This window comes from Sunxiuqinia sp. A32, from assembly GCF_052690465.1.
In genome coordinates this window covers 197,487-211,542 of sequence record NZ_JBQYLI010000008.1, presented here as the reverse complement: position 1 = coordinate 211,542, position 14,056 = coordinate 197,487, and the positions used below count along the sequence as shown (strand labels likewise).

General features: G+C 37.4%; 9 protein-coding genes. All 9 read right to left on the bottom strand.

The annotated features are described in order from the left end of the window. Nucleotides 1–95: 95 nt before the first annotated feature. Entirely contained in the window at nucleotides 96–1,544 is a 1,449-nt protein-coding gene (locus tag ACUNWD_RS10645) for a PA14 domain-containing protein (protein ID WP_445587788.1), read from the bottom strand. 6 nt (nucleotides 1,545–1,550) lie between these two features. Beyond that, nucleotides 1,551–2,696 carry an alkaline phosphatase gene (locus tag ACUNWD_RS10640; RefSeq protein ID WP_445587787.1) on the bottom strand — a complete coding sequence of 382 codons (1,146 nt, stop codon included), beginning with the start codon at nucleotides 2,694–2,696 and terminating at the stop codon, nucleotides 1,551–1,553. 9 nt (nucleotides 2,697–2,705) lie between these two features. Further along, nucleotides 2,706–3,569 (bottom strand): endonuclease/exonuclease/phosphatase family protein, encoded by an 864-nt coding sequence (locus ACUNWD_RS10635; protein WP_445587786.1) that lies wholly within the window; start codon nucleotides 3,567–3,569, stop codon nucleotides 2,706–2,708. Nucleotides 3,570–3,591: 22 nt separating this feature from the next. Beyond that, a complete protein-coding gene (locus tag ACUNWD_RS10630) occupies nucleotides 3,592–5,229 on the bottom strand; it encodes an MGH1-like glycoside hydrolase domain-containing protein (RefSeq protein ID WP_445587785.1) in 1,638 nt (545 codons plus the stop codon). Nucleotides 5,230–5,239: 10 nt separating this feature from the next. Next, nucleotides 5,240–6,022, bottom strand: coding sequence for a phosphatidylinositol-specific phospholipase C/glycerophosphodiester phosphodiesterase family protein (locus tag ACUNWD_RS10625; RefSeq protein WP_445587784.1), 783 nt, complete (start codon nucleotides 6,020–6,022; stop codon nucleotides 5,240–5,242). A 108-nt stretch (nucleotides 6,023–6,130) separates the two neighbouring features. Further along, the gene (locus ACUNWD_RS10620; RefSeq protein WP_445587783.1) at nucleotides 6,131–7,975 is read right to left on the bottom strand and encodes a metallophosphoesterase; all 1,845 of its coding nucleotides are present in this window, start codon (nucleotides 7,973–7,975) and stop codon (nucleotides 6,131–6,133) included. 51 nt (nucleotides 7,976–8,026) lie between these two features. Beyond that, nucleotides 8,027–8,833, bottom strand: a complete 807-nt coding sequence (locus ACUNWD_RS10615) for an endonuclease/exonuclease/phosphatase family protein (protein WP_445587782.1) — start codon at nucleotides 8,831–8,833, stop codon at nucleotides 8,027–8,029. Nucleotides 8,834–8,944: 111 nt separating this feature from the next. Continuing rightward, entirely contained in the window at nucleotides 8,945–10,642 is a 1,698-nt protein-coding gene (locus tag ACUNWD_RS10610; RefSeq protein WP_445587781.1) for a RagB/SusD family nutrient uptake outer membrane protein, read from the bottom strand. 22 nt (nucleotides 10,643–10,664) lie between these two features. Further along, on the bottom strand, nucleotides 10,665–13,871 hold the full coding sequence (locus ACUNWD_RS10605; RefSeq protein WP_445587780.1) for a TonB-dependent receptor: 3,207 nt from the start codon (nucleotides 13,869–13,871) through the stop codon (nucleotides 10,665–10,667). Nucleotides 13,872–14,056 lie beyond the last annotated feature (185 nt).

Here is a 14,056-nt window from a genome sequence, read left to right as displayed (position 1 = left end):
AAATAGAACCAGGAAAAAACCAAATGAGAAAGAAAAAAAAACCGTCCCAAAAACTTGTTTTGAGACGGCCTCTTTTTGCTGGATAAAACTCAAATTTATTCTGTATACAAAAACTCTTTTGGTATTTTACATTCCCGAATATTGATACTGGAAATACCAACATCCAATATATTTCCCGCATGATCTTCCATATAAAGTACCTTGAAATTGTGGAATCCGTCCTCAAGAGCAATCTTCCCGTCTTCCCTTTTAGCACTATGAGAACCATCATTATTTACAACTTCAACTCCATCTATAAAAAGCTTTGATCCATCATCAGAGTATGTATAAAAGCGATATAATGCACTCTTTGGAATCATAATCCAACCAGAAAATTCAAATCCAAAAGAATCAGCAGAAGTCGCCGACTCAATAGAAATATCATCTAAAACCCCACTATCAACCGGATTTGTGGACGACAACTGATCTACAGTTTCAAATGGACCTTCGAAATATTTAAACCGAATACCATTTTTCAAGTTTGCCTTTTGGGTGGCTGGCAAAAACTCTAAGTCTGTTTCGTTTGCCGAGAGACCCGAGGGATAATTGTACTTAAACTGTACGCCAGATTCTGTTCGAATCCACGTATTGAAGCTGTATTCGCCTTCTCGCATCTCAATAATTCTACTTCCCCGTTCAAGTTCACCATAAGCATCTGCACCGGTAACCTGTCCAAATGCAAGAGCAATATCGTGCTCAATACCAATATAATTATTATTGTGATCGTGCCCTACAAATACACCCATAATATTCCTTTTCTCAATAAATGAAGCAAAAATGCCAGAGTTAATTTCAGCAGAAGCCACTCCCTCTTTTTTTAAACCCAAGGTTCTTTCTTTGCCAACTACATTGTTAAATTCAACAAGCGGAATATGAAAGAAAGCCAAAGATGGCAATGGAAAATTATTATTTGATTTGGTGTATTCATCGCTCACATTTCGAAACCATTCTATTTGATCAAAATGTATCCAATCATAGCCCCCAAGATTACGATCTCGCACGTAGTCATTCGAATCCATGCAATAAATAACTGCGGCAGTTGCATCATCAGTTGAGCTTTTAACAGGAAGTGCATAATTTCCACAACCGTATAATTCAGGACCTTTACTCCCAATAAAATAGGGTTGCTCTTCAAGCAAATCAAAAATCTGTTCACGCGTTATATCAGGTTCCCCATCATGATTTCCAAGAGTGACCGCCCATGACACCTGAAATTCTGCAAATATTTGACTCAATGCTCTCCAACCATCTTCAGCAGGAACAGCAGTTACAATATCACCTGTAAGTATCGCCAAATCTGGCTTTTCTTCGGACAGAACCGTCTTGATAGTTTGAATAGTTTTTTGAATACCGGGTGAAGTATTTTCCCAATGCAGATCAGTAAATTGAGCTATTTTAAAAGTATGATCTTTATTAAACTTTAGTGAATTACTATTCTGCGCAAATCCTTGTACTGAGAAAATCAACAATAGAGTGACTGCAATAGTTATTATTCTGTTTTTCATTGTAGCTTATTTAAGTTTCAAAATCTTCACTATTCTTTCGAATACTTCGGTGTTTTCATACATTCCATCAAACATTTCAGATTTAGGCCCATAGGCATACACCGGCACTAAAATCCCCGAATGGCCTCCCGTTGAATAACTTATTTTAATCAAACCATCAGAAATATCCCCGTCCAACAAGGTAAGTCCACCAGTTTCATGATCAGCTAAAACCACTACCAAGGTATTACCATCATCTTCGGCCCACTCTAATACTTTACCAATTGTTTGGTCAAAATCAATCATCTCATTCATTAGTTTTGGAATATCATTCCAATGGCCGCAATCATCAATTCTGGAGCCCTCAAGCAGAGCAAAAAAACCATTCTTATTTTGGTCAAGAATTGATATGGCTTTCATGCAAGCATCTTTAAATACGTCCCCTCTTTCAGGATAAAGAGGCAATTGTCCATCTTCCAACAAGGCAAATACCTTTCCTTTTTGAATTGAACTGACCTTATCCCAGAACGATTCAACCTGATAGCCCATATTTTTCATCTCATCCATCAGATTACGATTATCTTGCCGATGTATGAATTGATTGCGTCCTCCTCCAAAAATGAAATCAACTCCGCATGTGAGGTAATTCAACGCAATATCTTCTTCCATTTCCCTGTCTTCGTTGTTTGCGCAAAAAGTAGCAGGAGTCGCATCCGTTATTCCACAGGTCACCACGATACCTGTTGAAAGATTTTTAGCAATTGCCAAATCAGTAATTGAAGCAAGTGGATTTCCGTCAACATCAACACCAATTGAATGATAGTTTGCTTTTTGGCCAGTGGCCATTGCTGTACCAGAAGCTCCAGAGTCGGTAATTAATCGGTTCGCAGCAGTAGTACGAGATAAACCAACATGAGTAAAATTATCAATGTTTAATCTTCCATGATTAGCCACCCACGCAGTAGAAACCTGAGTAAGCCCCATTCCATCACCAATCATAAGTATTACATTCTTTACCTTGTTATTTTTCACAGGCTGAACGAATACCGTTTCATACGGTTGCTCATTTTTATATTCTATCACCTTGCCATAAGCATTCGAATACTCTTGTGCTAACGCTTCAATCAAGACAATAGAAAAGACAATGGCTAATAAACAGGAATAATATTTCATTCTAAAACACTATTTATTTAAAATTGCTTCGACATAAACCGGATTATGATCGGACAAATAAGTTGAATCCAAGCGATCTGAAATAGAAGCATATTTTTCAACTGAAAAATCTTTAGTCACAAAGATGTAATCAATAATATTTCTTTTTTCGAATGGTATCTGACCAAAGCTATGGCTAGTCCAGGAAGGTCCGTATACAATCGGAGCCAATTTTCGGGTATCTAATAAAATTCCATCTTCCAGTATTGTTTGGATTGGCTCCGAAGTCTCAATTGCATTAAAATCACCCGTAACAATTACAGGTAAATCCTCGGCAACAATTCTTGATACTTCTTTATTAAGCATCAAAGCACTTTCTTTTCGTGCCTTCCTTCCACGGTGATCAAAATGTGTATTTACAAAGGCAAAACGATTCCCAGTTTCTATCTCCTTAAAAATTCCCCAGGTAACAATCCGCTCACAAGCTGCATCCCAGCCCATTGAACCGGCAACTTCAGGAGTTTCACTCAACCAAAAATGACCGTCATCCAATACCTCATATTTATCCGTTTTATAAAAGATTGCACTATACTCACCTTCCGTTTTTCCATCAAATCTTCCAACTCCCAAAGAAGTATATTCCGGCAATCGATCCAGCAGATCATCCAACTGATTTTTAAGCACTTCTTGGGTGCCAAAAATATCAACATCATAAAAATGAATCATATTGGCGGCAAAGTCTTTCCGGTATTTCCAATTGTTTTGCAGGTCGTCTGGATTATCATACCGAATATTGTATGTCATCACTTTTAGCACTGTTGGCTTATTTTCAGTACAGGAAGAAATGATTATTGCAAAAGCTATAACAAGCAAAGAATAGATTTTAGTTTTCATTAATTTTGATTTAGTATTTAGACTAGTTTATTTTATTGTCACCAGGTTTTAGGTTAAACGTTTCCTCTCCATTTCCCCATTTCAAATTGAACTTTAAGGCAATATTTGAGTTGATCTCAATAGATGGTTTTTGATTAACTGAACTTCGGGAATTGCATTTTAACGAAAGCAAACCTTCCTCACCAATTGGATATCGGTCAATACCATGTTCATCAGTTAATTGAACATCCCAGTCAAGTGTGTTTTTCAAAGCATTTGCTTGTATTCCAAAAATTAATTCAAAAAGTATTGAAACTGGGACAAGGCCTGTCCAGCCAATAAAGTCTGGCCTTGCCAGCAAACCTGGTTCGGTTGATTCGGGAGCATAATATTCCCAAAAAGTTCCTGTATTCTTAAATACTGTAGCAACTTGTTGATGATGTTTTATTGCTAAGTCAAAAGCTAAATCCCTAAATCCTTTGTTTTTCAGACCTGAGATAATCATGTAATTTGTTGGAGCCCAAACACCGCCTTGCCAATATCTTCCATCTGGTTGGTATTTCTCATGATCTGCCGGTATCGATGGAATTGGATGCTTCCTGTAAAAGGTATTTTCATTTTTCAAATGTGCAACAAATGATTCAAGTTCATCAGCATCCAAAACATCAGTCCACAGCGTCCAGAATGCACCAATCCCCTTCAGCGTTCCAAGACTACCGTCTGCATATTTGTCGTATAAAAAGTTTGATTTCGGATCCCACAAATTTTCTTTAATATACTTTTTCAATGATTTTGTTTCATCCTCAATACCTTCAATTTCCTGCCAACGTTCCACATAAAAACCTAAATCAACAAGTGTTTTCCCAATAAATAATTGCTGAAGGCAAGTATCCAGCCATGTCATATGCCCATGTGAGAAAATGGGATTATAGTCCCTTAAAACCCTTGGTTGATTATCCATTCCAGTCCCCCATCCACTCGACCAATATGATCCATCTTTCCAGGTGCGATTAAGTTTTAACCACTGATAGTAACCGCATAAGACCGGAAATACTTTATGAATCCGTTCCCAATCTGCAAAATGCTTGAAATATTCTATTTCACTCCAGGGAATCAGGTTTGGCCCTGTGCTTGTCGGGTCGAACCGCTCAAAACAATCCATTCCGGTATCTCCCCATATTTCGCGACAAATAAAACCATCCGGATGCTGTTTCGCATAGAAATTATCCAATGTTTTCTGAAACGGATAGACTCTACTTCCATAACGGGCAAACATGGTGATAAAATTCGAATCCCACATAAAGATGTTCCCGTTATACGCCGTGTCAAGATATGAGCTAATAAAGCCAGATTTTTCCTCCGGATCTTTAATATTGCGAAAAGCTATCTCCCATGTCTTCCAGTACATATCAATTGCAAGCTGGTTTCCTTCCCATTTTGGAACCGGCAAAAGTTCCCTTGCAGCCTGATAGCCTGGTGACTTTGTGATTTCTGCAGATTTGTTTCGATATTCATTCTCAGTAACAAATAAGTTCTTGACGTACGTATTTTTGAAAGGTAAATCACCTGTAGTGGTTGCAACCGTTTTAACGGGATCATCAGCTAATGTTTGAGAGGTTGGCAATGCAGCAGCTCCTGCCAGCAAAGCTGATTTTCGAAAAAAATCGCGTCTGGAGTTCATATCTAGTTGTTTAGTTTTGATTTAAATAATCAGCTAATTTCGCAATGTGATCAGTATTGATATAATCAACTTTCAGTTGAGTAAATGTCTCCCATGAATTGGGAAAATCAGGTGCATTCCAAAACCGTATTTTTAGGCCAAGGCCATGCACTGAATCAATTGCCTGGGATAATTTCTCCATGTCTGAATCAGGTATTGTCCCCTTCCCATTCCACTGCGAATATTTTTTAAAATTATCACTAAATAATGGAATTCGTTTTTGCTGATCCTTGGTATAGGTTTTAGAGAATTCTCCATCAAAAAATATAAAGGATGGGTATAACTTAAATTCATCAGGCTCCGGACGGTTTCCACTGATGACTATTTTAACGGCATTTTTATTTACAGAAGGATCAAACACCTCTGGGTATTCCGCTAATTTCTCGACTAGTAAAGCTAAAGTTGGTTTAAACTCATTTTTCAAGTCAATCAACAGTTGAAATGAACCTTCATGGTCGGCCCAAGCTTTTCCATTATTTGCCTTAAATTTCTCAACGATTGGCTCAATATATAAACCATCTAAACTTCTTTCAGGATTTATCTTATCCCGATCATGAGCCACATAAAGATCTCCATTTACTTCCCAAATATCCGCTTCAATGGAACCAAAATGATTTTCATATGCCAGGGTAAATGGACTTAATTGCTCATAATCATTGTGAGAATGAGCATTTAATGTTGAATACTGTGCAACACTCGTCTGAATAAAAAAGCACGTTAGTAAAAAGAAATTAAACACAAATTTCGAAATCATAAGTTAGATTTTAAGTTTTTCCAGGACAGATCAATTCATTCAAAGAATAACACATAAATTAATACGTATACAGCGTCGTCATTTACTCATGCCATTTAAACTTTTAAGTTACCTGTCTTCGTTTAATTCGACAACTTCTCCCCCTGAATAATCAACAACAAAGTGATCTGAAGGCGCTCCATTCAAAAAATGTTGAAATGTCAGACCAAATAACTTTAGTTGATTGTTTAATTCCAGATCATTAGAATTTTCAGCCCAGATTTGAGTCAATAACTTATATTCTTTTATTCGATCTTCACCAATGTCGCTAAATGCTAATTGATCAGCATTTCGAAGTCGATAAAAATCATATATTAGATCAAATCCAGTCCAATTTTCAAACTCAGAATTACGAATGTCAACACTATCAAGAATTGATGAATTAGTTTGCATCAATAATTCTTTCCCAGTTGAGTACAATATATAGTCCTTAAAATCTTCCGCCCAATCATTTGGCAAGAAACGCAGCCTGACCAATTCTTTCAAGTGCCAAAGGGTAAATTCTTTATAGCTTTTTGCCTGAAGAATTTGCTGATCCCAGACCCTTTGCCCTGCAGACTTTTCTAAATACTCATATTCCATTCTGTACAATGGAAAAAGTTCATTAAAACGCGGAACAGAATCTAAAACAATCGTCTGCACCTCCATTTGATTCATGTTTTTAACAGTCAACAATTTGTATGCAGGGACATATGCAGCTAATGACGGAATTTGCACATTCACCAAAAAGTTCTCTTTTTTTGTATGTCTAATTCCAGTATCATTGATGTGCATATGACCGCCAAAGTGGAGCTTTATACCTGCGTCTGCAAAAGCCTGAGCAACATCTTCACAAGGTACTCGTTGAAGTTGCATTTTATTTTTTCCTAGCAATTCGCTCAAATAGGCCGAAGCATCATCATTGAAATCAATCATCGGATAATGACTAAAGACAATCAACGTTTTACCCATCCGTTCAGCCCTACTTGTTATTTTTTCAATCCATTTCAACAAATGCTTTTTATGAGTCATCACGTTGTTATAGCCAATACTTGCACCCTCAAAACTCAATGGATTCATTGGATCATCTTCTGATCCATTTATAGGAAGATAGACATTTGCATCAATCGCTAAAAACCAAACACCATCTATTGGTTCAACCAAATAACTCACGTCTGGCACGTGAATATCGTTTGGCGGCATGGTGAAAATTCGGTTTTGCAATGATGATTGGTTTATTGCTTTTTCGTATTGATATTCTTCATAGGTGTAATTGGTAAAAGGTGTCTCCCAATACAAATTATTTTTTTGAGGATAAAACCCATATTCACCAAGCATATCAATAACTTCAGAATAGCCCATGTTTCGTATATCTGATGTTACAATTGCTTGCAAATCAGTTTTATCTTTTGGAGTAAACAATCCCTCCTGACTCATAATAGCCTGTTCTTTACCTCCTTTTCCCAAAAAATCATTTTTACCTGCCTCTAACGAAAAAGGGCGAACAGGATCATGGTTTCCTGTCGTGACGATAAAGTGAATTCCATATTCACTAGAATATTCATCAAGAATTCTCTTTAATCCACGAACATTAAGAGGTTGCCCGTCATCACTAAAATCGCCAGGCAAAACAACATATTTAACGTCTCTTTTTACAACATCATCCAATGCTGCTAAAAAAGCAAAGTAATTTTCATTAAACAGGCGGGTTGAATGCAACTGAGCCCCCATGGTGCGTGCCAATGTGTATAAGCCTGTTTCTGCATTATAAACGCCCTTATAATCAGAATCAGAAAGCTTACCATAAATGTCCTGAAGATGCACATCTGCCATAAAAGCAATCTGTAAATCTGTTTCATTTTTAGTAAGATCGTAACTGCAAGACTGCAGAACGATAACAATAAAAAGAAGCATCAATATCCGTATTCTTGTCATATTTATTGTTTCTTTTTCGATCAAATAGGAACTTCAGAATTAAACCTCAAATTACTTTACCTCCAAAAGAGTCCATACAGGTTTATGATCCGATAAAGGTTTATTCATTTCAATTATTTCGCCATCAAGTGCACGAAGTTTTGTTGTATTGTAAATAACATGATCAATAACCTCACCACTCCCCTGATCCGCAGGATTTAGTGCATCATATGTATTTCGTTTTGTACAATCAACCCCTAATTCAGTCCACGACACATCCATTCCAATTTCTTTAAACATTTCATGATATAAATTGGCTGTGTCTGCATTTGAAGGAATGAAATTAAAATCGCCTGCTATAACCGATATTTCGTCTGGTTGACTCTTCTCAACATATTCAATAAACGTGGATATTTTGTTCGTAGTTTCGTCTATATGAGCCTGATCACGCCATCCAAATGGGAAGTGCACCGCATAAATGCCAAATTCAGCATTATTAATTTTTGTTTTTGCCTTTGTGACAGAATGCAGTGTATCTGCCATTAGAACTTCTTCCAATCCATATAATTGAGTACGACTTAAAATTGTTTTGTATTTATCAACATGACCAGCTGTTGAATATTTCCCAACAACAGAATAACTCAGGCCCATTGCTTCTCCTACCTTTTTAGTCCAATCTCCCCCAGGTGCTTCTGAAAAGCAAACCACATCAAAATTGAATGGTTTCAGAGCTTCTCCTATTTCAGCAGCTGATGCATTCTTACTATACTCGACATTATATGCTGCAATTTTTAATTGTGTTGGTGTCTCATCTTTACATCCATATGCAATTAATATCCATAATAAGAAAAGGAAGCCCCAGTTTGATAAATTCCTCATTACATTAGGTTTTTAGGCATTATTGGTTTTAAGACTGCTCTAAAAAGAAAATCCGGGGAAAATATACTTCCCCGGACACTCATTAGCATATTATAATCCGGGCATTGCAAGTTAATACCCATCATTTTGAACAAGGTAACCTTCAACAATTGAAGTACCATCAATAGCTGTTTGAGGAATAGGGAAAAGACGCATTTTAACATCACTGTTTGTCTTCTCAATCAGTGGGTCTTCGTATTTTCCAAATCGAATCATGTCTGTTCTTCTTTGATGTTCCCAGTAAAATTCAAATCCTCTCTCGCGAAAAAGAATATCTAAATTCAACGATGTCAAAGGAGCTGGTGTTACTTCTGGCCTCGCTGTTCTCGAAGCTCTCACAAAATTCACATCTGCAAGTGCTCCGGAAGCATCACCTTTATGAAGTTTTGCTTCTGCACGCAACATATACATATCAGCCAAACGCACAATCACAAGATCGTGTTCACCTTTATTCGTTCCATTTGTGGATACTGAACTCCATTCGTATTTCTCAACCCGATAGCCTCTGTTATAGTCACTACCTTCGGCGGTAAAGTCAACTTCCAAAATATAATCAACATAGGCATCCGCAGCAGCTCTCCTAACATCTTTTACCGGTCCTAACTTATATTCACCTTCTTCATCAACAAAAAATGGTTGTTTGTGCCCTGCATTTTGCAATCCGATTTGTAAACCACGGTATATACCCCTGTTCAACTTGAAATCTTCAGCTGCTATTGTTGAATCTTCCGGAACAATTAAGCGTTCCCAAAAGAATCTGCAGTCTGCATCCGCCGGATCAACATCACCATAAGCTTCTACCCAACTTTCATAAAACTCCTGAGTAATTGCGCCGCCATCAGTACCATCTCCATCAGGATACAATGGGTTACCATAGAAACTACCAGACATTGACCAATAACACATTCGGTTGTGAGAACTACTCAAATCCGGTCGCTGATCAATGGCAAAAATCAGTTCTTTATTCGTATGATTGTCATTGTCGAAACAAGCAAAATACTCAGGTGACATTACGTAGTCATAATCATTTATCACCTTTGTGCTGTACTCAATTACTTTATCCATGTCGGCATCCGTGAAATCGAAATTTGTTGAATAAGGATCACGCCAAACCGCTGCATTCATATGCAGTCTGGTTAAAAGAGCATAAGCTCCACCTTGAGTTAATCGTCCAGGGCCAACATCCGTTTTTAAGTCCCCAACGATAGCTTCAAGTTCAGTTCTGATGTATTCAACAGCATCGTTTCCACGCAAAATAACTGAAAGTTCATTAGGGTCATCTTTTTCAAATGCAATTCCCCATAAATCCAGCATTAACATGTTATAATACGCGCGAAGGCCTCTAACTTCAGCTAAAAATGTTCTGGCAGTTGCGTCACTTTCCACCATAGGAGTTAGGGTGCCTATTGCACTGGTACATCTTGAAAGCATCAGAGTAAGATCATTCCAGGTATCCCTGATCTTTGCATTTTCTGCCAGGCACTCATGTCTGTGCAATTCATAAAAAACTCCACCATCATACCAGTCTTTTCCACCACGAGCAGGCAGGATTCCTTCATCAGAAGAAATTTCCTGAAGGCAAAATAAGTGCGTATGCAAGAACAATGTTGAAAGATTCGAGTATGCTGGTGCAACTACACTTGTTACAACCTCATCTTCGGATACACTACCTGTAAGAGACTCATCTAAAACCTGCTCTCCAAGGTCAGTACAACTCCAGCTAAATAGCATGATAAACGCTAAGAAGGCTATATTTATCTTATTTTTCATTTGATTCTTCATTTTAAATTAATTAAAAGGTTACGTTTAGTCCAACAACAAATGTTCTGGATTTTGGATACCCATTATCATCTATTCCAAACGATTGTATTCCACCTTGGGATTTATCCTGATTAACTTCCGGATCAAATCCTGAATAATCAGTTATCACAAATAGATTCTGACCAGTAAGCGTTAAGCGCAGTACTTTTGCCCAGTTTCCAATCCCCATGGCATACGTATTAAAAGTGTAGCCTAAAGTCATATTATTTAAACGAAGAAAAGATCCATCTTCCAAATAACGTGTTGATACAATTGCAGCGTTGGTAATGGCTTCTTCCGGAAACTCAATGGCCTTTGCCACGACATTGTTTGAAGTTGCCAACTGACCTTTGTAAAACTTATTCATGGCAGTATGGTTATAAATCTCATTGCCAGACACACCATTAAAATTAATATTCAAATCAAATTTCTTATAACTCATCGTTGCGTAAAAGTTATACATCACATCGGGCAATGCACTTCCAACAACGTAGCGATCATCGCCACCTGCAACCATCGGACCTTCATAGGTTGAAAGACCATCAGATCCAATTCCGGTAAACTTGTTCATGTAAAATGAACCAATAGGATAACCGCTAATCATTCCATTAATCGTAGCACCGGTTTGGCCTGATCCGGAAGCAGCTCCTGTTGTTAAAACTGTGAATGGAGAATCTTCAACCACATTGTCAATAAATGTTGCATTAGCTCCTACTGAATAGGAAAATCCATTTGCATTCCGGTGTTGATAATCCAAGGCAACTTCCAATCCTTTATTAATGATATTCATACCATCAACATTCGTCCAATAAGTAGGCGCTGGAGAAACCGGATCAAATGATGGTACTTCAACAAGAATATTGGTTGAAACTTTATGGAAATAATCCACGGTTCCCGAAAGTGCTCCATCCAAAAGTCCAAAGTCTACTCCAATATTTGTTTGCGTGGAAACTTCCCATTGAATATCCGGATTTGCCAGCCTGGTATAAACTGTTCCAACCGGATAAGGCCCAGATTCAGACAATGGATAACTGTAACTACCACTGTTTGATGACTGATATGATTCCTTTGTAATTTTAGGTGGAATTTCCTGATTACCTGTTTGTCCCCAGCCAGCTCTTAATTTCAGGTTTGTAAATGGTGATGATTCCATAAATGGTTCTTCTGAAACTCTCCAGCCTGCAGCAAAAGATGGGAATGTACCGTATTTATTATTTCCCCCGAATTTGGAAGAGCCGTCAACCCTTACAGTTCCGGTAACCATGTATTTACCTTTGTAGTTGTATGTTGCTCTACCAAAATATGACTGCAACTCATTAATTTGAGCCCAACCACTAGGTCTGTTTGTTGCCAGATCCAAAATTTGTCCATTCCCTGGATTGTAACGAGGTTCAATATCATTTGCTTCAAACTGAGTGATATTCCAGCTTCTTGATCGTGCTTTGTCCTTTTGATATGAATAACCACCTAGTAAAGTGATATTGTGGTCATCAAGATCTAATGTATAAGTTAAATAGTTTTCAACCAGAATATTGGTTCCATTATAGAAACTCTGTTGTAAATAACCCTGAACATATGGATCTATACTTGGCATTTCCTGGTTATCTGTCTCACTTGATCGATTCTCATAGCCAATATTTAGCTTATAGACTAATCCATCAATAATTTCGAATGATGGTGCAATATTGACGATCATTTTACGAGTTTCATTAAAATCCGTAAACAACTCAGCCTGATCAAGCGGATTAATTAAATCCTGAAATTTTGTAGGTTCTCCATTTGCATCATACGCTGGATATGTTGGATTGAAACTTAGCATATTTGAAACGACAGTTCCCATATGTGCATTCTCTCCGGTTTCTATTGTTGAATTAAGGTTAAAGTCAATATTCAACCTGCCATCCAACAATTTCTGAGAGGCGTTTACTCTTCCGCTATATCTTTTAATTCCGGTATTAATAACGATACCTTCCTGATCCAGATACCCTAACGAAGCCCGATAAGTGAACTTATCCGTACCTCCTGACATTACCAGATTTTGATCTTGGGTAATAGCAGATCTTGTTAATTCATCTTGCCAGTCAGTGTTGCCATTCCGGTCTTCCAAAATACCACCTACTGCAACTACCTGTTTACGAAATTCATCAGCATCAAACACTGGTATTTTCTTTGCGATTTTTGAAATTCCAACATTTGAGGTGATGGATAAACTTGTAGTTCCCGATTTCCCTTTTTTGGTTGTGATAAGGATTACACCATTTGCACCGCGCGAACCATAAATAGCGGTTGCCGAGGCATCTTTTAAAACATCGATAGTCTCAATATCCTCCGGATTGATAAAATTCAAAGGGCTGCTTCCAGAGCCGGTACCAGCCAAACCAACAGGAAATCCATCAATTACAAATAAAGGTCCTGAACCTTGTCGAATTGTTCCCTGCCCACGAATAATAATTCGTTGACCACTACCCGGTGCACCACTTGAAGAAGTTATATTTACACCCGAAACCTTACCCTGTAACAGTTGGGCAGGAGAATTAACGACTCCTTTATTGAAATCCCCAGCTTTTACGGAAGATACCGCTCCTGTAATATCTTTCTTTTGTTGATTTCCATATCCAATAGCAACAACTTCCTCCAATCCGATAGTTTCCTCAACCATTACTACATTAATAGAGCGTTGTCCATTCACTGGAATTTCCTGATCCTGCATTCCAACGAAAGAAAATATCAATACCCCATCCTGAGGAACTTCATTGATTGAATACTCACCATCAAGATTAGTAATAACACCGATGGTTGTTCCTTTTAATAAAACGGTCACTCCCGGTAATGGAGCTCCATTCTCATCGGTTACAAGTCCTGAAATACTTAGAACTTGTTGCACATCATTTGATTCACTTTCAACAGAGATTGCGACCATTCGATCATTAATTTGATAAGTTACATTCGTACCTTCAAAAATTTGATCCAGAATCTCTGAAATAGACTCATTCTCAGAATTAACACTCACCTTCTTATCGACATCGATAACAGATGAATCATAAATAAAATAAAACTCGGATTGATCTTCAATTTCTTCAAGAATGTTCTTAATTGAAACATTCTCAAAAGAGAGATTTAGTCTTGTACTCTGAGAATAGGTATTGATGGCAATCACTTGCGAAATACTTAATAACATTATAAAAATAAATGCTCTCATAATTCGACATAAATCTGATTTCCATAATATTCTCACTATAGAAATCAATGAATAATTGTTTTTTTTCATAAATTTATCGCGATTTGGATTCATAATTCAAATTGTTTTGTGCATAAGTTTGCGAGACTCGTTGCATGAATAAACTTTAAAGGAGGTGGTGGTACATCTCCTTTATTTTTTAATAA